The sequence below is a fragment of the Priestia sp. BR_2 genome, from assembly GCF_041954005.1.
GTDB lineage: Bacteria > Bacillota > Bacilli > Paenibacillales > Paenibacillaceae > Paenibacillus_AQ > Paenibacillus_AQ lautus_A.
This window is the reverse complement of the sequence record NZ_JAVFHM010000229.1, coordinates 20,443-41,612: the sequence shown is the minus strand read 5'-3', so window position 1 is coordinate 41,612 and position 21,170 is coordinate 20,443. Positions and strand designations below refer to the sequence as shown.

Below are 21,170 nucleotides of genomic sequence, written 5' to 3'. Positions count from 1 at the left end.
AAGCGGGACAGCCCCCTTTTATTGTCTTTCATCCAAATGTAAATCGCGGCGCGTCACCCTTTAATGGAGCCGATCATGACGCCTTTCTCGAAATATTTTTGCATAAACGGATAAATGAGCAGAATCGGAAGCGTCGAGACGATAATGACGCCGTACTTGATCTGGTCGGCATATCGCTGCGCGTACCCTCCGGCATCCCCGCCCGTTCCCGCACCGCTCGAGAATACCTGGTTCGACAGCAGGATATCCCGCAGAACGATCTGCAGCGGCTGGAGCTTCGTATCCCGGATATAGATCAGCGCCGTAAAGAAATCGTTCCAATGCCCCACCAAATAATAGAGCCCGATGACGGAGACCAGCGCTTTGGACAGCGGCAAAGCCACTTTGAAGAAGAAGGTAAAGTGAGAGCAGCCGTCCATGACGGCGGCTTCATGCAGCTCCTGCGGCAGCGAGTTTTCAAAGAACGTCCTCGCAATGATCAAATAAAACACATTCACGGAGAACGGGAGAATAAACACCCAGATCGTGTTGGTCAAGCCAAGACCCTTCATCAATAAATAGGTCGGAATCAGCCCGCCGTTGAAGAACATCGTGATCACGAAAATAAACATGATGATGCGCCTGGCGCGAAATTCCTTTCTGGACAGCACATAAGCTGCCGGAAGCGTGAACAGCATGTTCACCAGGGTGCCGAACACCGTGTAAAACAACGTATTTCGGTACCCGGTCCAAATCCGCATATCCTTGAAAATTTCCTGGTAACCGAAAAAACTAACATTTTTGGGGATAAACATGACCTTCCCCGTAGAGACGAGCGTTGAGTCGCTGAACGAAGCAATGATGATAAAATACAGCGGATACGCAATCAGCAGAAAAATCAATACGCACAGAAAACCCAAGATGATCTTAAATCCCAGCTCCTTGCCGTTGATGCGCATTCTGGCAGTTTCATGTTCCACAACCGTTTCTCCTTCCCCGATCATTAGAATAAGCTCGTTTCCGACATTCTCTTCGATATCGTGTTCATCGCATACAGAAATACGAAATTGATGAGCGTGTTAAACAAACCGATGGCCGAAGCCAAGCTGAACTGGTTGGAGATGATCCCGATTTTGTAAACATAGGTGGCTATGACCTCCGAGACGGGAAGGTTCAGCGAATTCTGCATCAGGAATATTTTCTCGAAGCCGGTCCCGAGGATATTCCCCATGCTGAGAATGAACAGGATGATGATGGTTGGAACGAGTGCGGGAATGTCGACGTACCGGATCGTCTGCCAGCGGCTGGCCCCATCGATCTTGGCGGCATCGTACAGCTGGGGATCCACGGTGGACAAGGCCGCAAGATAGATAATGCTGTTCCAGCCGCAGTGCTGCCATATGTCGGAGAGCACGTACACCGGAATAAAGGTCGAGGTGGAGGCTAGCAAATTGATATGCCCCAGCCCCACGGCCTTCATAAAGTGACCGACAACCCCGGTTTCGGAGGACAGCAGCACGTTCAGCATCCCGACCAGCACGATGATGGATATGAAATGGGGCAGGTATACGGTGGTCTGCATCACCTGCTTCATTCTTTTTCGGCGAATCTGGTTTAGAATGAGCGCTAAGATGATCGGGGCCGGAAAGCCGAGCACGATCGTGGCCAGACTGATCAGAAACGTGTTTCGCATCAAATCGGTGAACAGGTAACTGTCGATGAATTGCTGAAAGTAGGCGAGCCCGCGCCACTCTCCGCCGGTCAAGCCTTGGCTGAAATCGTAATCCCTAAACGCAAGCTGGATGCCGTACATCGGCACGTAGTTAAACAACAGAATGACGGCAATCGCCGGAAAAATCATAATCCACAGCTGGTAATCACGTCTGAAGGTGTTCAATCTTTTGCGAGGCCCCATATCCTCCCTCCTAGTTTTGATTCATGTAATCGTCGTAATATTTTTGCATAATCTCAAGATTCTGCTTCAGGCCTGCCTTCTCGCTTTCCTTGATATACGCGTCCCATTCGGCTTCCACGCCGCCCTTGGTGACCCATTTCGCAAAGCTGGATTCCGCCAGATTCATTACGTTCGTATTGTTCAGGCTCATGGCGTTATTGTCCATGGTGGAATACTTGATGAACATGCCGGGGAACACGTCTTTATCGGGATCCACCTCCAAGGCCGCCTCCAGCGGCTCCGATTGACCCAGCACCTCCTGCATATCGGTGCCAAGCGTCAGCTTTAAGGTATCGGGAATATAAAATGCGCCGTGGTCCGCCATCGTCGAGGTCCATTTCCACGTGCCCGGATCCATCTTGGCATCGGCCGGAGGCAGAACGGCATATGTACCGTCTCCGTTATCTTTAATGTTCGGTCCGAGGGAACCGAACAGCACCTGCATGCCCACCTCGGGCGCATAAAGCTCGTTGATGAATTTCATGGCCGCTTCTTTGTTCTTGGTCTTGGCGGACATGACGATATGGTTGGTGCCGTAATTCAGGGAGTAATGATCATAGCTCCAGGACAGCTTCCCTGCATAATCTGCCGATGCCTTCATCGGCGGCATGGAAGCGTACTGCGGTACCAGCTGCTCGCCGAAGCGGTCGGACGCCACCCATCCCCAGGTAAAGCCGACCTTGGCCGTATCCCCTTCCCCGCGCGCGATGGATTGAAATTTCGTATAATCATGCGTGAACACTTCCGGGTTGACCAGACCCGCCTTGTACAATTTATTCAGAAACGCGACCATCGTTTTGTACCGTTCATCCGTCAGGAAGTTCTTCACCTGACCGTCTTCCACGAAATAACCTTGTCCGCTGCCGTCCGTCAGCGTAATGCCCATGCTGCCCAGGAGCACCGCGGGGTTAAAATATCCGCCGATGCCTCCCGGCCAATCCATCGGAATCTCGTCATTCGGATCGCCGTTGCCGTTGGCATCCTTCTCTTTGAAAGCCACCAGGACTTCATACAGCTCATCCCATGTGGTCGGCATGCTCAGACCGAGGTGATCCAGCCACTGCTGGTTAATGAACTGCCTGCTGGCGGTAGCGGGCCAGAACCGCTGATATTTCGGGAGACCGTAGATTTTGCCGTCCGACTGCGTGGCGATTATTTTCGTATCCGGTTTTTCATTAAACATGTTCTGTACGTTGGGCGCCTGCTCCAGCATGCCGGATAGATCCTGGAACAAACCCTGGAATTGCGCAAAGTCTGCATCCGTAATGACGTTCGGCCCGATGAACAGATCCGGAATATCGCCGCTGGCCAGCATCGTCCCTTTCTTCTGTCCCCAATCCGCGGTAATCTCCTGCCATTCGATGTCCACGCCCGCCGTCTCCTCAACCTTTTGCAGCCACTCCATTTCGGCCAGCGGCTTCGTGAGCGGGTGCTTGGTAATGATGGCGGTAAGCTTTACTTTGCTGCCGGTTTGGTCTCCGGGAGTCTCCGCCGAGTCGTTCTGGCCGTCTCCGGCCCCGCTGCAGCCTGTTAACAACATGGCCGTCATGGCGACAAGCGAGATGAAAACGTTTACCCTTTTCTTCATTCCATTACCTCCTGGTTTCGTTTGTTGGTCTGGTCCATGGGGGTATACGGCCTTGAGTCGGCCTTGCCTTGGGACAGTTTTCACTCTAAATGAAGGCGGCGGGCACCGTAAACGGACAGTTTTTCAGGCATCCTCATTTTTTGAAGGCGCCTATCATCCCATAAATGTAAACGCATCCATTGCAAACCGGCGCTTGGAATTCAAATTTTGTATATGTTCAAAAATTGAAACGTCTTAGCCTGTGAAACAGCTGCCTAGGAATGGCTTCTAAGCAAGCAGGTTTATAAAAGACCGCTGTAATCGGCCTTGTCATCGGCATCAGCGGTCTTTCGTTTTAAGCTTTATGCGTATTTCGATATTGCCCCGGCGTCGTGCCCACCATTTTTTTGAAGGATCGGATAAAACTCGAGGTATTGGTGTACCCGACCTGTTGGGAGATGGCTTCGAGCGTCTCCTCGCTGTCCCGCAGAAGCTGAATGGATTTCTGGATCCGAAGCTGATCGATATGCTCTTTGAAATTTTGCCCCATCGTTTTTTTGAAGTGATGGCTGAAGTTGGAGACCGACATATCAAAATAATCGGCCATCATCTGCAGCGAACAGTTCGGATCCATCCCTTTCTCCGCAATCAGGGACAGGATCTCATCCTGGGTTGCCGCCCGGGAAACGGGGAGGGTTTCCTTGATCATATCGCACAGCTTGGCATAGCTTTCCCTTATGATCCCGATCATCTGTTCCAGCGTATAACGATGGTTAAATGCCGCATCCGTAAGCCGCAGCAGGCTCTGATCGTCATGACGGAACCGCTGGAGGCCGTTGAAGATGACGGTAACGGTATTGAGATACACGCTCTGAATCATATGTGGCGGCAGGCTGTCATTGCTTAGGTAACCGATCATTCTCTCTGCTAGAGAGGCCAGCATGGCTGCATCATTCTTGAGGATCGCAAGCTCGAGGGATTGCAGGATTTCGGCATAATAGGAGACGGCTCCGGTCTGGGGAATCCCGATGTTATCAAAGACCAGCACGGCGTCGGTCTTTCGGATGCGCAGAAACTCCGCCGTTCGGAGTGCCTGCAGATATGAGAGATGGAGGTCCTGCGGAGACGGGGCTTCGCCAGGCTTGCCGATGCCGATCACCGTTCGCCGGCCCGTGTGCTCCAATATTTCATCCTGCATCCGTTCTAGGCAGGATGTGAGCGGGACATTCTCCGCATGGGAGCACACCAGAATCAATTCCTGCGGATAGATGCTTTTAAAGAAATAACCTTGGATATCCTCCGGCAGCCGTCCTTCATAGCGCCGGCAGTAATCCAATATCTTCTCCATCTCTGCTCCATCCGCTTCGCAGCATAGTACGGCAACCGAGAAGCAATCATGCTGAAACCGGAGGCCGACCTTTCTTGCTTCCCGTTCGAAATCATCCCAGCCTGCAAGATGTCCGCTCACCAGTTCAAACAGCAGGTTATCCCGCATAATCGGCAGCGATCCCTTCACATGCTCGTCAAGCTTGCTGTTGGCCATCGAAAGCTCCTCCAGCGTATATTTGATCGTATCGATCTCGTTCATGGGCTTGCGGTCCCGCGGTTCGAAGACTTGAACGGCAAGATCAACCAGACGGCGAATCGGCTGATAGTTGTTCCGGATCGATATATAGATGATAAACACTTCAAGCAGCAGGATCAGGCCGACCAGGATGGCCGTATTCAACTGAATCGTCCGAATGCCCTGAAGGGATGAGGATACCGGCAGCAGGCTCACGTATTTCCATCCATTCTTGTCCGAAACCGAGGACGATACCAGATAATCCGATCCGCTGATCGCATAAATGCCCGAAGAGGAAGATGTCTCATCCCCTATGCCCTGTACAAGCTTCCGGAAGTCATCGGAGGATTGGTATGACGTATCATGGGAAGATACCAATCGCCTTCCCTGGCCGTCAAACACAAAAAAATCGCCGCTATAGGTTTCCGAGACGGACTTCATCATCCGGACGATCGTATCTTCCCTTACCATGATCATGACGGCTCCGGGGGAATTCGTGCCTCCTACCGGCAGCGGCTGCACGAAGGTCAGCATTCGAACCCGGTTATTGCCGGGCACAATCACGTTCTCAACAGGCCTGACGACGGGAGACTCGAGATCATTCAAGGTCTGGATCATATCTTCGCCGGCCCAGTTTTCATAGTAGTAACCGACGCCCGGAATGGACAGGTCGTCCAAACTGTATGCGCTTCCAGTTTTGGAAAACAAATAACCGATGTTCTTTACATACAGCAAGGTGTTGTAAATAAATGCATCGGTTGCATTGTATTTTTTCATCTCATTGGCAATGAGGACACGCTGGTAGTCGCTTTCCTCGGCCTTGTACATCTTGAATTCCCGATTCTGCACCAGCTCGAACGGCAAATTGTATACATACCGGGTAAACGTATCCATCGATGTCATGAACTGCTCCGTAATATGCGCATTCCAGTCCATTTCCTTCTCTTTCACAACGTCCGCCGAATAGGGATAGTAATAACACAGGATGACGATCACGGGAAACATCAGCACGAGCAAATAGGAAATCAACAACTTGGTCAGCAGGTTAATCTTATGGATTCGCAAACGGCAACCACCTCCCTATCACTTCATTCCCATTTTGGAAAATGTTATCTATAAGAATACGAAATTTTCAAAAAAAAGAAAACTCATTTCCGCTGTATACGCGTCGGAAATGAGTTTTCTGATATCATACCATTTTGGCGGCAGCGGGAACGTCAGGAGGATTGTTCCACTCCCCATTTTTCGGCCCACTTCTCCATCTCCTTCAAAGAAGCCAGGAAGTCCATCCCCTTCTCGGTCAATGAATACTCCACGGTGACCGGAACGGTAGGGAATACCTCGCGTCTCACGATGCCGCTGCTTTCCAAATGGCGCAGGACATCCGTCAAGGATTGCGTCTTGATGATGGCTGCATCCCGGTGAAGCTGATTAAACCGTTTCGGTCCTTGGGCTAATTGCGCGATGACAAGGAACGCCCATTTGGCTCCAAGAATTTGCAGCACTGAGCAGATATGATTGAACCCTGGCTTTTCCTGAAAGTCTTCTTTAACCGGCTCCATTGCCTCACCCCATCACTAACTAATCGTAAGTTAGTCAAAATGACTGGATAATATCCAAATACTTTGCCTTCTTACATCATATATGCGCGCTGCTTATAATACAAACACAAAGAGATTTCATGCTTTACTATCCGAAACGGCATGTGCTAGCCATGATCCGATTGAGGATATCGATCTCCCAACGGAAAGGATAATGGATATGAATCGATATACGATATATTTATTGGCGCTCGGGGTTTTTCTTACCGCTACTTCGGAACTGGTCGTCTCGGGTATTCTGTACGCGATTGCTGACGATCTTCATATTTCCTTGGCTTTTGCCGGCCAGCTGATTACCGCCTATTCGCTTGCTTTTGCGATCGGAACACCGTTTCTGGTCTCGCTTACTGCTCGAATCAATCGAAAAAAGGTGCTGCTCGGCTCGCTTCTGCTATTCATTGCCGGCAGTCTTGTTTCTTTTTTTAGCACCGGGGTATGGACGCTCATGGCTTCCCGTGTCATTCTGGGCGTAAGCTCAGGCGTCTATCTCGTTGCCGCAATGGGTACCGCAGCCAAAATGGTGCCCCCGGCAACGTTAGGCCGTGCGATCGGCACCATCGTGCTGGGTTTCAGTAGCGCCATGGTGCTGGGCGTTCCGATCGGCATATGGATCACGAATCTGCTGAACTGGCAGTCCATTTTTCTGCTGCTGGCTCTGCTCAGTCTGTTGGTCGCCTTTGTCCTTATCAGGCTCCTGCCGGATGTTCAAGGGGATGCCCCCGTACCCTTCCGCCAGCAATTCAAAGTGCTGGGAAGTCTCGTGATCGTCAGCGCCCTGCTGCTTACGTTCTTCCGGGAATCGGGCAACTCGGTACTGTTCACGTATGTGACGGCGTTTATCCAGGATATTTTTCGCATCGCGCCGTCCGGCATCAGCATCATTATGCTCGGCTTTGGCCTATTGGGAGCCATCGGCTCCAGGCTCGGCGGTTATGGCGTCGACCGTTTTGGGGCGGGGAAGGTAATTGTCCTCAGCACGCTCGTTCATATTGCGGTATTTGCGCTGCTTCCGCTGCTCGCCGGTCAATCGGTCATGGGACTATCGCTGATGGGAGTCATGGTGATGTCCATGTTTGCGGCGGGCCCGGCGGTCCAGAGCTATTTTATCCAGCAGGCACCGGGTTCTTCCAATCTGGTTCTCAGCATAAACACCTCCATTGTCCATCTGGGGTTAGCCGCAGGAGCGGGTGCAGGAGGCTTCATGGTCAATACGTCATCCACGCTTCAATACCATCCATGGCTCGGGGGAATCGTGCTCGCGCTTGGCTTGGCGGCAGGATTGGTCAGCTTCTCGGCCGGAAGGAAGTCGCCGGTTTCCATCCCGAAATCGGCCTGACCTCGCCAGCTCCACCCTATGAGTGTTTAACGCAAGCCGCCCTGTCAACGGGCGGCTTGCATCCTGCTGATTCTTAAAAATGGGCTCACGGATGTTTGCCCATAGGCATAACGTATGTTATGGGTCAACGCCTACTACATGATGAAGGGCAGGAGTCACAGTGGCAGTCTCTTATATGGATTTCACCTCGCCGTCCGTTCGGTTTACTTACGATATGAGCAATAATCCGTTTTTCAAAAAAGATAGTCAGAATTACATCAATTCTCTCTCCGTAAAAGAATTGAACACGCTCGGCAACGCTTCCCTGCTGGATATATATCTCAGTACCGGAAACGTAGTGGAGCCGCATATCCATCAAAATGCATCGGAGCTGGTATATGTCGTTTCCGGCTCAGCCATCGTTTCCCTTGTCAATCCGTTTACGAAAGAGCTGCTGAACTTCACGGTAACGCCCGGTCAAGTTGCGCTCGTGCCCCAAGGCTGGTGGCATTATGAAATGGCGACGGTCGACAATACGCATCTGATCGCGGTCTTTGACGCGCCGGTGCCTGAATTCATTGGAGGTTCGGATCTCTTGAGATTGACGCCGGCCAGCGTGTTCGCTCACACCTACTGCCTGGATGAAGCCAAAGTCAAAGAGACCTTGGCGCCGATCACCGACACGGTTGTCATCGGGCCGCCAAAAAACTGCCCGCAGCAAGGGCCAGTGCAAGGACAAATGAAACATCAGCCTCACGCATCTCATCTTAATCAGCACTATTATCATCAAGGAGCGCCTGGCCATCGAGATTATGAGCTTCTTCAGCAGCAGCAGCAACAGCAATTCCAGCAACGGCAGCAGTTGTTCCAGCAGCATTTCAATGCGAAGGATCAAACGCAGCATGGAACGTATGCTGCTGAACCGCAGCGAACCCCAACTCAAGCACAAGAGCAGTTCCGTTCGCAACAGCAATTACATGAACAACAGCGTCAGCAGTTCATCCAACAACAGCAGCAGTTGCCATTCCTGCAGCGCCAGCTAATTGGAAACGGCTGGGATAAATTCTGATTAGCCCTTCGGTGATGGAGGGTCATCCATTGAAATACGCAGCATCATGATTCGTCATGATGCTGCGTATTTCTTTTTAATATGGAATTATATGATTTAGGAAGACCGGATGCTCCCGTTATTCTCAGCTTCCGGCTGGGATACGGCATGATTGCGGAAGCCGCGATACAAGAGGTGTGTTGCAGAGGGAAAGCTGCATACACGACCTATTCCGTCCTGGGTGCCTGAACGCCGGATTTATGCGGTTCGACACCGCAAAAGCTGATCAGTCCGGCACTGCGCATGTTCTGGAGAACCTTTTGGACAATTTTGCATGACAGCTGCCCGATTAGATTCAAGACAGGTTTCCGATTTGATCCGGCTGTATTTCGTATTCTCCGAAAAACGGTTAGAATAGTAAGATACGGCATCTTTTCGAATGCCAATGTAAATCGAAGGAGGATCCATATTCATGAGCGTTGATTATAAAGCGTATTTCGCTGAACACCGCGAAACCCATCTGAATGAATTGAAGGAATGGTTGTCCATTCCGAGCATTTCCGCCTTGTCCGAGCACAAAGGCGATGTCGCCAAGGCTGCCGAGTGGCTCGCAGGCAAGCTGACCGAAGCGGGACTTGAGCATGTGGAGGTTCACCAGACGGCCGGGCATCCGATTATTACGGCAGACTACCTGCATGCCGAAGGCAAGCCGACCGTGCTCGTTTACGGCCACTATGACGTTCAGCCCGTAGATCCGCTTCATCTATGGGAGACGCCGCCGTTCGAGCCGGCTGTCCGCAACGGCAAATTGTACGCGCGCGGAGCAACGGACGACAAAGGCCAGCTCTTCCTGCATGTCAAAGCAGTCGAAGCCATTTTGAAGCAAGAGAAGGAGCTTCCGGTCAACATCAAATTCTGCATTGAAGGCGAGGAAGAGGTATCCAGCCCCAACCTGCCGCTCTACCTTGACAACAACAAGGACAAGCTGGCGGCAGATGCCATCGTGATCTCGGATACATCCCTGCTCGCGCCTGGCAAACCGGCCATTTCCACGGGCCTTCGCGGGCTGTGCTCGCTGGAATTGTCCCTAGAAACAGCCAACACCGATCTTCATTCCGGTACATACGGCGGCGGCGTGCCGAACGCCCTGCACGCAATGGTGTCCTTGCTCTCCTCGCTCCATGACGAGCAGGGCCGCGTCGCGGTTGAAGGCTTTTATGACGGCGTACTCGAACTGTCGCCCGAAATGCGCGAGGAATTTGCCAAGCAGGAGTTCGACGAGGATAAACTGAAGCGGGACCTCGGCCTTGATTCCTTGTACGGCGAAGAGGGCTTCTCCTTCGTTGAACGCGTGGGAGCGCGGCCGACCCTTGAGCTGAACGGCGTATACGGCGGGTTCCAGGGAGAAGGCAGCAAAACGGTCATTCCGAAGGAAGCCCATGCGAAAATCACCTGCCGCTTGGTCGCCGATCAGGATCCGCAGGCTGTTCTTGACGCGATCGAGAAGCATCTGCATGCGCACACCCCGGTCGGAGCCAAGATCACCTTCCAGCCGAAGGAAAAGGCATTCGCCTTCAATATCGATCCGTCCCATCCGATGCTGCAAAAAGCCGCAGACGCCTTCGAGAACGTGTACGGCACGCGTGCACTGTTCACGAAAGACGGAGGATCGATTCCGATCGTGGAGAAGCTGTCCAGCACGCTGAACGCCCCTGCCGTCATGATGGGCTTCGGCTTGCCGGACGAGAATCTGCATGCGCCGAACGAGCATTTTAATTTGGAGAATTTCGATAAAGGCTTGCTGACGATCGTAGAATATTTGAAGCTGGTGTAACGGTGACGCCGACAATCCGAAAGTAACATAGTAACATCCTAAATAAGAACGCGTATGGCGGGATAATTGAATCCCTTCCAATACGCGTTCTTTTGTTTTAGTGAGAGTCCCTTGCCATTATTAAGCCGGCCATTGGCGTGAGAGCCACTTGCCATTCTTAAGCCGGTTATTGGCGCGGGAGCCTCGATTTACCGACGAAAAACGGCCATGGACGTGTCTACGCGACTAAACACCTGCAAATCCCCAATCAGACGGTGCCATATTAAATGGTTGCCGGTCCTATGTATGCGGTGGTTTCCCTACCAACAGACAGCTCTTCACCACGCATGTGGTTTCCACACCAACAGGCAGTTTCTTCAACACACTTGTGGTTTCCATTCTAAACAGGTAGCTTCTTCCCATCACATGCGGTTCCCACGCCAAACAAGCGCCGTTATCCCCATACCCATCGGACTACAGATCCGTTATTTACCACAAATCAGGCCATTCTCTAAGTGCAACGGACACCAGTTCCGTTATTTAACCCTTTCGCCGCCAAAAAACGGACTTTTTATGCAATTAACGGACCTCATGTCCGCAAGCATCAAAGTTTAGCTCTTATCAGAGCAAATAACGTATCCTGTGTCCGCTAAATCCCGAAGTATACAATATGGTAGACAGCCGTTACATGTCTCGGACCACGTACCGTTCGAACAGGGTGCAGGGCGCCTGAAGAATATGACGATATGGGCGAATACATTCGAGAGATTACCAAAGGCGGCACGGATATCGTGATCGACTGCGTCGGCATGGACGGGAAGAAGTCGACGATGGAAGCCATCGGCCAAAAGCTGAAGCTCCAGGGCGGAACATTGAGCGCGATTGATATCGCCATCCAGGCTGTGCGCAAATTCGGCACCGTCCAGCTGACCGGCGTATACGGTTCGCTGTATAATATGTTCCCGCTCGGCCATATTTTTGAACGAAACATTACCCTTACCATGGGGCAGGCCCCCGTTATTCATTACATGCCGGAGCTGTTCAAGAGGATCACCGCCGGCGAATTTGATCCGAAGGAGATTATCTCCCACCGGCTTCCTCTGGAACTAGGCAAGCGATGCCTATCGGATATTCAGCGATCACGAGGACGAATGCACCAAGGTCGTTCTAAAGCCGTAGCGTAATTCCACAGAAAAAAGATAAACCAAGCATTCCCTGTCACATCCTTTATCTTGGATAGGAGATGCTTGGTTTTTTGTGTCCCGGTTCATGGAATTTAGGGAGTGAGCCTAAAATTTCGCCGGGTGCGAGTTAGGCGCTTCGACATAACTTCGCACGTCTAAGGGGTGCGTAGTCAACGGCAACCACATTTACCGGGTAGGCTGTCTATTCACTCGCTTTTCTGGGATTCACCCGGATGATCGTCCCGCACGGATCCGATATCCAGTAGCCCCGCGAGTTCTCGTAAACCTCCACCTCATCCCTGCGGTCCACCCGGTGCTCTCTCAAATATCGGGCAGCCTCCTCCGGATCCTCCGTGTTGACCTCGAGCCAAACATCCTGCTGCGAATAGTTGAGCATGCAATCCAGCCATAAGGTATTCGGGCCGTGCTGAAAAGCATGCGACCCGTCCCTGAAGCCCAAATATGGCAGCCTTAAAACCTCTTTGTAAAAATGCACGGTCTCCTCATACTTGTGCTTCGGAATTTTAATGGCAACATTATTTCCGCCGATAAACTGAATGTCCGCTGATGTCATGAGTACAAACCTCCATTGTGGTTTTTTGCCATTGTATCATGCAGCAGCTTGGTTAAATTCTTCCGGATTGCTGTTATTCGCGGCGATTTGCCATAACCTCGGCATTCGTTATATACCAATTGGGCACATGCGTCCGGAATCCATCATACCAATTCAGCACGGTTTGGGCCTGGTTCATCATAACCTCCACTTCCTGCTCTCCGAACGGGATGGCCCAATGAATGGAGGATATCTGATTGCTTGCGATATAAAGCGCCATTAATCTGAAAAATGAATCCGGCACCTCTAGTCCTTGGAAATAACCGTGAATACGACCCGAAGCGAACCACGGGCTAATCGCGGCATCCCACGTAATCCGGTTAAACTCCTCCCAAGGATCACCGTAGTCCGCCCGGTTGAAATCAATGATGCCGAGTTCCCCTTCAGGCGTAACCACCATGTTGCCGACATGATAATCCCCATGTTGAAAAGCAACGGGACGCTCTTCTAGCAAATACCGGTGCGCCTCCATAAATCGGACGATGTTCTCAGCGCCGGCAAGCCGGATGCCGCAGCTCTCATAATTTTTTATGTATCGATCCATTTTTGAATTATAGTAAGACGCCCACGTATCCAATCCGCTGTCGGCCGGAACGCCATGCATCCTGTTCAAATATGCGCCGGCCTGAACGCCAAGCCGGTACTGCTCCTCTGAATCCAGCAAAGGAATCGCCTCCCTTGCATCTTCTCCCGGAACCCAGGTGAACAGGGAATACACTTGCCGGCCACCATGACAGACGCCAAAATCAATCGGGCGAGACGTTCGCATTTCGATGGGATCCAGCTTTTTAACCGTTTCAAACTCCCATTTCTTCCTCTCGAACTGAGAGATATCGGATAGCCGGAGGAGCCGCTCCTCGCCTTGCATATCCTGAATATAATATTTACGATCTGCCGACCAGCCCTTGTCAACCGCTTGAATGGCAATCCATCCATCAGCCCCCGGGATATCACGAATCGCTTCCTGCATGCCATGCACCTCCTGTATCCAAAATCCTTAACGATCCTTGAGCCTTATTCATTATAAATGAAGATGGATACTTAGGGCATACAATCCCATTTTTTTATTTTGGCCCATAATCACTGACCGTAACTGTCAGGAATGATGTAATATACTCGTTTTGCAGCACACATCCTAAACCAAAGCGAGGGTTAACACATGAACATGAGCAAAGCGGATTTTACGACAGAATGGTTAAAAGAGGCGCATATAACGGAACAAGTCATGAACGCTTTAACCGACGATTCGCTTAAAACCGCCATGACGGAGCAGCATCGCACGCTCGGTCAGCTGGCATGGCATTTGGTCATGTCGATTCAATACATGACCATGCTCGGTTTGCAATTTGAGGGCCCGTCCCGCGAGCAGAAAATTCCCGATTCGGCTGCCGAAATTACCGACAGCTACCGCCGGATCCGGCATGCCCTTCTGGATGCGGTTCAGTCGCAGTGGAGCGAGGAGGATCTTCGCGCTACCCGTGAATTCGACGGAGAGCCCTGGACCAATGCGGCATTCCTGCATTTTACCCTGGTTCATCAAGCGCATCACCGCGGACAGATGACGGTGCTGATGAGACAAGCCGGCCTGCGGATTCCCGAGCTCTACGGTCCGACCTACGATTCCTGGATCGACAAGGGCATGGACCCGCTCGTATAAAAAAGATACAATCTACTTAAAAGTAAACGGTCGGGATCGTCCCTAAGGAAGGAGCGCGTTTTGATGTCCAAAGCGGATAATATGCTGTCGATCCTGTGGATGCTTCGCTCGGGCAAAAAGATGACCGCGCAGCAAATCGCCGATGAGCTGGAAATCCATGTTCGAACGGTGTACCGCTGCATCGATTCGTTATGCGCCAGCGGCGCGCCCATCATCGCCGATTCCGGGCCGAACGGCGGCTTTCGGATTCTCGGACCGTTCGCCGAGTCCCCGCTGATGTTTGATGCGGAAGAGCAGAAGGCTTTGGTGCATGCCTCGATTTTTGCCAAAGAAACCGGCTATCCGTTCACGGACGCGCTGGAGCGGGCGATCGGCAAGCTGAAGCTTTATACGAACGAGGAGCAGCTTCATCAGATCGAACGGCACAGCAGCGGCGTCGCGGTTTTGCAGCCTCCGGTCCATGACGGGCTTCGCCCGCTGCTGCAGACGCTGGAGAATGCCGCGGCACAGGGACAAACCCTGAAGATGACGTATTCGAAGGGCCGGGAAGGCTCCGGAACCGTCCGAGACTTCGATCCCTACGGCATTATCCATTGGAAAGGCCAATGGTATGCTGCGGGCTACTGCCGTCTGCGCCAAGAGATTCGCAATTTTCGCGTGGACCGGATCCTCGGTCTGGAGACGACAGACCTGGTCTTTGAGCGGCCCGTTGATTTTTCTGCCAAGGATGTCTTGCTTGGCAGTCTTCTCCCGGATCCACGCAGCACGGAACCCCTGGTCGATGTTGTCATCCAAGCCCACGAGCATGTTCTGAATGAATTGAGCCAGCATTGGTTGTTTGGGCATACCCTCGTGTCGCGTCATGATGGCGAGGCTCGTTTCGGGCTGGACACGTCTTCGCTGACGTCCTATGTGCCCTACTTCCTTCTCCCCTACGGCAAAGCTTTAACCATTCTGGAGCCAGCTTCGCTCGTCCTGAAACTGTCCGAGATCACGACAAGCCTAGCACTCCATTACGAACGCATGTTAATCGGCATGACCAAAAAGGAAGGATGATATCCATGGAGAAATTTGCAATGTACGGGAAACTGATCGCCCATCCGGGCAAACGGGATGAACTTGCGGAGATACTGCTTGAAGCAGCCGCGATGCTTCACGATAACGAAGACTGTGAGCTTTATATCGTCAACGTATCGGACAGCGATCCGAATGCCGTATGGGTCACGGAATTGTGGAGCAGCCAAGACGCGCATGCCGCTTCCTTGCAGGGAGCGGATACGTCCGAGCTGCTGCAGCGCGGGCGGGCGCTGATTGCCGGCGCAGAGCCGCTCAGGCTTAAGCCGCTTGGAGGCAAAGGGTTTTAGGCAATTCAATTCCGGTTAGGAATAAAAGAGGCCGTTCCCGAATCGAAATTCAGGAGCAGCCTCTTTTTTGCTATATATTGTTACGATATTCCGAGGGGCTGTAGCCTACCTCTTTCCGAAAGGTTTTCGAGAAATAGTTCGCCGATTCAAAGCCGGTGGCATCCGCAATTTCCTTGATGCTTAGAGACGTCGTCCTCAGCATGAGTTTGGCCTGCTCCATCCGTTTGAGGCTTAAATATTTTTGCGGCGTGATTCCGAAATGCCGTTTGAAATACTTAATAAAATAATTCGGGTGCAAATGCAGCGTTCCCGCCATCTGCTCCAGCGTAATTTCCTCATGCAGATGATTTTTGATGTACTGCTGCACTTTGTGGAGCCTGCCCATATCCTCCATTTTGTCCGCATGAATCTGCGGCTGCTGGTGTTCGAACACGCGGGAGAGAATGTCCAGCATCACGGACTTTTCCCTCAATCGCGCGGCGAGGGTATCGGAACGATGCGCATCGACGAGCTGCTGGAATAATGCCGGCATCTCCGCGTTCCCCGATAAATCGTAGCAATGGGGCACGTTCAGCCAGGAAAACACATCGGAATCGCCCACGGTCGCCGAGAAGTGAGACCAGTATTTCAGATAGGGACGGCCGCTGATGACAGAGTAGGATTGCCGGGTCCGTGCCGGCATCAGAACCAATTGACCCGGTACGGGATACAGCTCCTCATCGCCGATCTTCACCCACCCTTCCCCATCCAGGATAAAATAGAGCTTGTTGTACGACACGGTGTAGTCGAATTCCTTCCATTCCGGCCAGCACTGCGTTCTTTCGGCCTCCCAGATCTGAACCTGCATGTTCAGGAGCATCTGCTGAATGGCTTCATGTTCATTTCGTTCATTCTTCATCTTCAATTGTCCTCTAAAGTTATTATAATACCCGTCGGAGTTAAGTAATTATCTATTCATACTAACACATTCTTGTTAAAATCAAACTCGACAATTCCAAGAATCGGAGGTTTGAATCCATGACAACGACTACCACTCCAACCAATCAAGTCATCCATGATCGAAACCAGCGCGTGCAATGGTTCCAGAACGACCGTTTCGGCATGTTCATTCACTGGGGGCTTTACTCCATCCCGGCCCGAGGCGAATGGCTCCGAAGCACGGAACAAATGAGCATCGAGGCCTATCAGGCCTATTTCGATGAATTTGATCCCGTTGACTATAATCCTCGGGAGTGGGCCAAAGCGGCCAAGAAAGCAGGCATGAAATATGCGGTGCTGACGGCCAAGCATCATGACGGATTCTGTTTGTTCGACAGCAAGCTGACGGAATATAAGTCAACGAATACCAAAGCCGGCCGGGATCTCGTGCAGGAGTTCCTGGAAGCTTTCCGTGAAGAAGGCCTTAAAGTCGGCCTCTATTTCTCGCTGATCGACTGGTATCATGAGGACTACCCGGCTTATGGAGACCGGATTCACCCGATGCGGGCGAACGAAGCCTTCAAGCGCGATCCGAAAAACTTCGACCGATACCTGGATTACATGCATGGACAAGTGCGTGAGCTGCTCACAGGCTACGGCAAACTCGATATCATGTGGTTTGACTTCTCTTATGATAACATGCGCGGCGAGGTGTGGCGCGCCACCGAGCTGATGAAAATGATCCGCGAGCTTCAGCCGCACATTCTTATCGACAATCGGCTGGAGGGAAGCGGCGAGAGCGGGGGCAGCATCTATACCACCGATCCGTCCGTATACAGCGGCGACTTCGCGTCGCCGGAACAGATCATTCCGCCGCACGGGGTTGTGGACCAGACAGGTGCCCCGATTCCATGGGAAGCCTGTATTACGCTGAACAACAACTGGGGTTATGCCGCAGCTGACCGCAATTACAAATCGGCAACCACCATCATCCGCAAGCTGGTGGAATGCGTCAGCAAGAACGGCAACATGCTGTTGAACGTCGGTCCTGACGCGAAAGGCTCCATCCCGAAGGAGAGCCTCGACGTGCTGGAGGAGATCGGCGACTGGATGAGCAAGAACGGAGACAGCATCTATGGCTGCGCGGCTGCCGATTATCCGAAACCGGAGTGGGGCCGTTATACCCAAAAAGGCAATACACTGTATGCCCACGTCTTTGAGGAGTCCATCGGACCGATCAATCTCATCGGCATGGCCGACAAGGTGAAGAAGGCCCGGCTGCTCGCGGACGGATACGAATTGTTCCTCAGCCGCCCATGGAGCGCCGCCGAATTCGTCGAGGACGCATTCGTGAACTTCGCGCGTCCCGAACACTTTACCTATCCGCTCCCCGACAAACGCAATACCGTCATTGAACTGGAGCTTTATGACGAATCGGATCGTTCGTAACGATAAGATCGCTTATACATGAACTAATCCCTATAAGAGCCTGACTCGATGTTTCGTTACATCGCGTCAGGCTTTTTTATGTCCGGACGCCTCGTCCTCCCAAGATCATCATGCCGTTTTCAAAACGCAAAAAAATCGTATTGCACAATAACTGTTTATGCAATATACTAATTATCAAATAAACTGTTTATATAATATACAATTATTTAAAGGAGATGTTCGGTTCATGATTACCTATGCTGTTGAAATTCGTCAGCTTCGCAAAAGCTTTGGGCACCAGACCGTTCTGGACGGGATCGACCTGAGCGTGCCGCAAGGAAACGTATTTGCTCTTCTCGGTCCTAATGGGGCCGGCAAAACAACCTTGATTCACATCCTGTCCACGTTGGTGACGCCCGATGCCGGGAGCGTGAGGATCAACGGGTTCGATCTCCGCGATCACAAGCAGGAGGTTCAGCAGTCCATCAGTCTGACCGGCCAGTTCGCGGCCGTTGACGAAGTGCTGACCGCCGAAGAAAACCTCAGGATGATATGCAGGCTGTCGGGTCTATCCGCGGCGGAAGCCGGGCGGAGAACCGCCGAGCTGTTGGAGCACTTCGATCTGGCGGCCGCGGCGGCCAAGCGCGTGAAGACGTATTCCGGCGGGATGAAGAGACGGCTTGATCTGGCGATCAGCCTTGTCGTACCGCGGCCCGTGTTGTTCCTTGATGAACCGACCACAGGACTTGATACGCGCAGCCGCCGTGCGCTGTGGGATATCATCCTGCAATTGAAGAGCCAAGGCATCACTATCCTGCTGACCACGCAGTATTTGGAGGAAGCCGACCAGCTCGCGGACCGGATTGCGGTTCTGGATGGGGGACGAATCGTGGCTGAAGGTAGTCCGGCCGAGCTGAAGACCCGGGTCGGTGGTGAAATGCTGGAGCTTCGCGACGCACGCGACGAAGTGATCCACAGGATTCCGACAAGCGGAAGCATCGGCGACGTCGCACATACGCTTCAGGAGTTCATACGCTTGCTCCCGAATGAGACGCGCGTAAGTCTTCACAGACCCAATATGGATGATGTATTCCTGTCGCTTACCGACAAGAAAATGGAGGGAATTGTATGATAAGAGCAACGGCAACGGCTACGAAAACAAAAACAACGTCCTTAGCAGTTACCCAGTCTGTCTTTATCGGCCGCAGCCTCCGTCACAGCATCCGCAACGCGGAGGCGATGATAACGGCAATGGTGCTGCCGATCATGCTGATGCTGCTGTTCACCTATGTATTTGGCGGTGCCCTCGATCCCAGCGGACAGTATGTTAACTACGTGGTTCCGGGGATCATCCTGCTATGCGCCGGCTTCGGATCGTCCAGCACGGCCGTCGACGTCTCCCAGGATATGACTAATGGCATCATTGACCGCTTCCGCACGATGCCCATTCAAAGCTTGAGTGTCATCACGGGGCATGTGGTCGCCAGCCTTGCCCGGAACATGCTTGCGACAGGCGTTGTTATCGCAGTGGCTCTGCTCGTTGGATTCAGGCCATCAGCAGGGCTTATGGATTGGATACTCGCCATCGGCTTAATCGCGCTCTTCATCTTTGCCTTTACCTGGCTCTACGCCGCTATCGGTCTCGTTGCAGGCAGTCCGGCAGCGGCCAGCAGTTATGGATTCATCCTGCTCTTTCTCCCTTACCTCTCCAGTGCTTTCGTTCCCACCGAGACGATGCCGGCTTGGCTGCAAGGGATCGCAAGCAACCAGCCGATTACGCCGGTCATCGAATCCATTCGCGGATTACTGACGGGAGGCTCCATCCAGGATCAGATCGGCTGGGCGATCGGATGGTGCCTGTTCATCCTGATCGGCTCGATGGTATGGAGCATGTGGACGTTTAAGAGGAAAGCCGGACGACGCTAAATACGGGTGGCTGCTTTACTAAGGGCGCGCGAAGGATACTCCATCCGATTCCAAAAGGCTGCCGTGTCCTTCCTATCTCATAGTCGGTCATTCCACCAGTACCCCCGTAACTAACGTTAATGAAAGTCCGGCCGGAACGATACCAACCAACCGGGCGCTGAACAAGTCGGGCTTGGGCCGACTCAATCAGCAAAAAAAACGATCCTCATGAGAGGATCGTTTTTTTTGCTCGGCTGTTGCTGCACTTTTTGGATCGACCAAGCCCCGTAACTTGGCCGACATCATGGCTTGTCCGAGGGTTCCTGTTGTTTCTTGGCTTGAAAATATTGCTCGATGCCATCCAAAATGCGTTCTAACCCGAAATCAATGTCATTACCTATCGGATTCACTTCCTCGCTGTCTTCCGTATAGACCCCCGACATCACAACCGGGTACAGGAACGGAAACCGATCCGGCTTCATAAGCTGTTTCAGCGCTTCCGTATAATCGAGTCCACTGAACTGTTCCGGGGTGGAGCCTGCCTGTATGGCGCGGTCCATATCCCGCTGCATCATGCCGCTCGTTCTGGCATAATTGCTTAACAAGAGAATCAAGGACATCCGCTCATAATCATTCAGCGGAAGATCCTTCATGAACCGCAGACCCCAATCGATAAATCGCAGATTGTTCGGCGTAATGGGAATACCCGTAATCGGAATGTCTCCGAACCAGGGGTGATCCCGGAATACCTGCATCGTCGATTTGACGTAGACCCGCATATTCTCGCGCCAGTCAGCAGAATCTTCCGCCGGAATAGGAATATCGCACGCGGCGTTCTGCATCAGCACCAAAAGGTCGTCCTTGCTGGATATGTACCGGTACAGCGACATGGCGGTAAAACCCAAAGTGGACGCAATTCGATTCATGGAGACAGCTGAAAGCCCTTCTTTATCGGCGATGTCGATGGCCGTATCTACAATCTGGGAAAGGCTCATCTCCCGTTTCGGTCCCCGCTGCGGCGGCTTAACCAATCCCCAGCTGAGAGCCGCCCCTCTGGGCAGCTTGGATCCAATATCCGGATCTATCGTCTCATCATTAGACATGATCATGTTTCCTTTCTGCATCCTTGCATCTGATAATAATTGTTTATATTATAAACAGTATAACATATCTCATCATCCATAGGTAAAGAGGGCGAATCAGAGTCTTAGCAGAGAGCTGCCGGCTTCGCCGCCCCCCTCGGAAGCAAAGCTGATCTGA

At 52.2% G+C, this 21,170-nt stretch carries 18 protein-coding genes and 1 pseudogene; 10 read left to right on the top strand and 9 right to left on the bottom strand.

The window, feature by feature from the left end:
• Window positions 1-53 precede the first annotated feature (53 nt).
• The 5 genes from RB298_RS18215 to RB298_RS18195 all read right to left on the bottom strand — a co-directional run bounded on the left by RB298_RS18215 (window position 54) and on the right by RB298_RS18195 (window position 6,626).
• On the bottom strand, window positions 54-983 hold the full coding sequence (locus RB298_RS18215) for a carbohydrate ABC transporter permease (RefSeq protein ID WP_015736778.1): 930 nt from the start codon (window positions 981-983) through the stop codon (window positions 54-56).
• Window positions 983-1,894 (bottom strand): ABC transporter permease, encoded by a 912-nt coding sequence (locus RB298_RS18210; protein ID WP_375120518.1) that lies wholly within the window; start codon window positions 1,892-1,894, stop codon window positions 983-985. Before RB298_RS18210 ends, RB298_RS18215 begins: the two co-directional genes overlap by 1 nt.
• A 10-nt stretch (window positions 1,895-1,904) precedes the next feature.
• Window positions 1,905-3,521, bottom strand: coding sequence for an ABC transporter substrate-binding protein (locus RB298_RS18205; RefSeq protein ID WP_486047878.1), 1,617 nt, complete (start codon window positions 3,519-3,521; stop codon window positions 1,905-1,907).
• 334 nt (window positions 3,522-3,855) lie between these two features.
• The gene (locus RB298_RS18200; protein ID WP_375120520.1) at window positions 3,856-6,129 is read right to left on the bottom strand and encodes a helix-turn-helix domain-containing protein; all 2,274 of its coding nucleotides are present in this window, start codon (window positions 6,127-6,129) and stop codon (window positions 3,856-3,858) included.
• Between the two features lie 152 nt (window positions 6,130-6,281).
• Complete coding sequence (locus RB298_RS18195; protein ID WP_375120521.1) at window positions 6,282-6,626, bottom strand: winged helix-turn-helix transcriptional regulator; 345 nt, start codon at window positions 6,624-6,626, stop codon at window positions 6,282-6,284.
• 199 nt (window positions 6,627-6,825) lie between these two features.
• Between RB298_RS18195 and RB298_RS18190 the strand changes: the two genes are divergently transcribed.
• From RB298_RS18190 to RB298_RS18175, 4 genes and pseudogenes are all read left to right on the top strand, one after another.
• Window positions 6,826-8,001 carry an MFS transporter gene (locus tag RB298_RS18190; RefSeq protein WP_375120522.1) on the top strand — a complete coding sequence of 392 codons (1,176 nt, stop codon included), beginning with the start codon at window positions 6,826-6,828 and terminating at the stop codon, window positions 7,999-8,001.
• Between the two features lie 160 nt (window positions 8,002-8,161).
• Window positions 8,162-9,049, top strand: coding sequence for a cupin domain-containing protein (locus tag RB298_RS18185; protein WP_375120523.1), 888 nt, complete (start codon window positions 8,162-8,164; stop codon window positions 9,047-9,049).
• 451 nt (window positions 9,050-9,500) lie between these two features.
• Window positions 9,501-10,862, top strand: coding sequence for a dipeptidase (locus tag RB298_RS18180; RefSeq protein WP_036660112.1), 1,362 nt, complete (start codon window positions 9,501-9,503; stop codon window positions 10,860-10,862).
• A gap of 710 nt (window positions 10,863-11,572) precedes the next feature.
• Window positions 11,573-12,020, top strand: a pseudogene (locus tag RB298_RS18175) (MDR/zinc-dependent alcohol dehydrogenase-like family protein); the annotation flags it as partial.
• Between the two features lie 207 nt (window positions 12,021-12,227).
• On the opposite strand, the gene RB298_RS18170 reads toward RB298_RS18175, so the two are convergent.
• On the bottom strand, window positions 12,228-12,599 hold the full coding sequence (locus tag RB298_RS18170) for a VOC family protein (RefSeq protein WP_375120524.1): 372 nt from the start codon (window positions 12,597-12,599) through the stop codon (window positions 12,228-12,230).
• Window positions 12,600-12,672: 73 nt separating this feature from the next.
• Complete coding sequence (locus RB298_RS18165) at window positions 12,673-13,608, bottom strand: aminoglycoside phosphotransferase family protein (RefSeq protein WP_375120525.1); 936 nt, start codon at window positions 13,606-13,608, stop codon at window positions 12,673-12,675.
• Window positions 13,609-13,797: 189 nt separating this feature from the next.
• Between RB298_RS18165 and RB298_RS18160 the strand changes: the two genes are divergently transcribed.
• From RB298_RS18160 to RB298_RS18150, 3 genes are all read left to right on the top strand, one after another.
• Window positions 13,798-14,295: a DinB family protein gene (locus RB298_RS18160; protein ID WP_015736790.1), complete on the top strand. Its 498-nt coding sequence runs from the start codon at window positions 13,798-13,800 to the stop codon at window positions 14,293-14,295.
• A gap of 63 nt (window positions 14,296-14,358) precedes the next feature.
• On the top strand, window positions 14,359-15,351 hold the full coding sequence (locus tag RB298_RS18155; RefSeq protein WP_375120526.1) for a helix-turn-helix transcriptional regulator: 993 nt from the start codon (window positions 14,359-14,361) through the stop codon (window positions 15,349-15,351).
• A 5-nt stretch (window positions 15,352-15,356) separates the two neighbouring features.
• A complete protein-coding gene (locus tag RB298_RS18150; protein ID WP_486047873.1) occupies window positions 15,357-15,659 on the top strand; it encodes a putative quinol monooxygenase in 303 nt (100 codons plus the stop codon).
• A gap of 70 nt (window positions 15,660-15,729) precedes the next feature.
• On the opposite strand, the gene RB298_RS18145 is transcribed toward RB298_RS18150, so the two are convergent.
• Window positions 15,730-16,557, bottom strand: a complete 828-nt coding sequence (locus RB298_RS18145) for an AraC family transcriptional regulator (protein WP_015736793.1) — start codon at window positions 16,555-16,557, stop codon at window positions 15,730-15,732.
• Between the two features lie 119 nt (window positions 16,558-16,676).
• Here RB298_RS18145 and RB298_RS18140 point away from each other — a divergent pair, with 119 nt between their 5' ends.
• From RB298_RS18140 to RB298_RS18130, 3 genes are all read left to right on the top strand, one after another.
• Window positions 16,677-18,026 carry an alpha-L-fucosidase gene (locus RB298_RS18140; RefSeq protein ID WP_375120527.1) on the top strand — a complete coding sequence of 450 codons (1,350 nt, stop codon included), beginning with the start codon at window positions 16,677-16,679 and terminating at the stop codon, window positions 18,024-18,026.
• A 226-nt stretch (window positions 18,027-18,252) separates the two neighbouring features.
• Window positions 18,253-19,137 (top strand): ATP-binding cassette domain-containing protein, encoded by an 885-nt coding sequence (locus tag RB298_RS18135; protein WP_213579437.1) that lies wholly within the window; start codon window positions 18,253-18,255, stop codon window positions 19,135-19,137.
• Window positions 19,134-19,931, top strand: coding sequence for an ABC transporter permease (locus tag RB298_RS18130; RefSeq protein ID WP_096776130.1), 798 nt, complete (start codon window positions 19,134-19,136; stop codon window positions 19,929-19,931). Before RB298_RS18135 ends, RB298_RS18130 begins: the two co-directional genes overlap by 4 nt.
• A gap of 281 nt (window positions 19,932-20,212) precedes the next feature.
• On the opposite strand, the gene RB298_RS18125 is transcribed toward RB298_RS18130, so the two are convergent.
• Window positions 20,213-21,013, bottom strand: coding sequence for a TetR/AcrR family transcriptional regulator (locus RB298_RS18125; RefSeq protein WP_096776681.1), 801 nt, complete (start codon window positions 21,011-21,013; stop codon window positions 20,213-20,215).
• Window positions 21,014-21,170: the final 157 nt, after the last annotated feature.

Bases quoted from the DNA above. Each gene is read 5' to 3' on its own strand.
- RB298_RS18140 (WP_375120527.1), top strand. From the start codon at position 16,677: ATGACAACGACTACCACTCCAACCAATCAAGTCATCCATGATCGAAAC.
- RB298_RS18210 (WP_375120518.1), bottom strand. From the start codon at position 1,894: ATGGGGCCTCGCAAAAGATTGAACACCTTCAGACGTGATTACCAGCTG.
- RB298_RS18135 (WP_213579437.1), top strand. From the start codon at position 18,253: ATGATTACCTATGCTGTTGAAATTCGTCAGCTTCGCAAAAGCTTTGGG.
- RB298_RS18150 (WP_486047873.1), top strand. From the start codon at position 15,357: ATGGAGAAATTTGCAATGTACGGGAAACTGATCGCCCATCCGGGCAAA.
- RB298_RS18125 (WP_096776681.1), bottom strand. From the start codon at position 21,013: ATGTCTAATGATGAGACGATAGATCCGGATATTGGATCCAAGCTGCCC.
- RB298_RS18155 (WP_375120526.1), top strand. From the start codon at position 14,359: ATGTCCAAAGCGGATAATATGCTGTCGATCCTGTGGATGCTTCGCTCG.
- RB298_RS18195 (WP_375120521.1), bottom strand. From the start codon at position 6,626: ATGGAGCCGGTTAAAGAAGACTTTCAGGAAAAGCCAGGGTTCAATCAT.
- RB298_RS18170 (WP_375120524.1), bottom strand. From the start codon at position 12,599: ATGACATCAGCGGACATTCAGTTTATCGGCGGAAATAATGTTGCCATT.
- RB298_RS18165 (WP_375120525.1), bottom strand. From the start codon at position 13,608: ATGCAGGAAGCGATTCGTGATATCCCGGGGGCTGATGGATGGATTGCC.
- RB298_RS18205 (WP_486047878.1), bottom strand. From the start codon at position 3,521: ATGAAGAAAAGGGTAAACGTTTTCATCTCGCTTGTCGCCATGACGGCC.
- RB298_RS18145 (WP_015736793.1), bottom strand. From the start codon at position 16,557: ATGAAGAATGAACGAAATGAACATGAAGCCATTCAGCAGATGCTCCTG.
- RB298_RS18190 (WP_375120522.1), top strand. From the start codon at position 6,826: ATGAATCGATATACGATATATTTATTGGCGCTCGGGGTTTTTCTTACC.
- RB298_RS18130 (WP_096776130.1), top strand. From the start codon at position 19,134: ATGATAAGAGCAACGGCAACGGCTACGAAAACAAAAACAACGTCCTTA.
- RB298_RS18180 (WP_036660112.1), top strand. From the start codon at position 9,501: ATGAGCGTTGATTATAAAGCGTATTTCGCTGAACACCGCGAAACCCAT.
- RB298_RS18160 (WP_015736790.1), top strand. From the start codon at position 13,798: ATGAACATGAGCAAAGCGGATTTTACGACAGAATGGTTAAAAGAGGCG.
- RB298_RS18215 (WP_015736778.1), bottom strand. From the start codon at position 983: ATGATCGGGGAAGGAGAAACGGTTGTGGAACATGAAACTGCCAGAATG.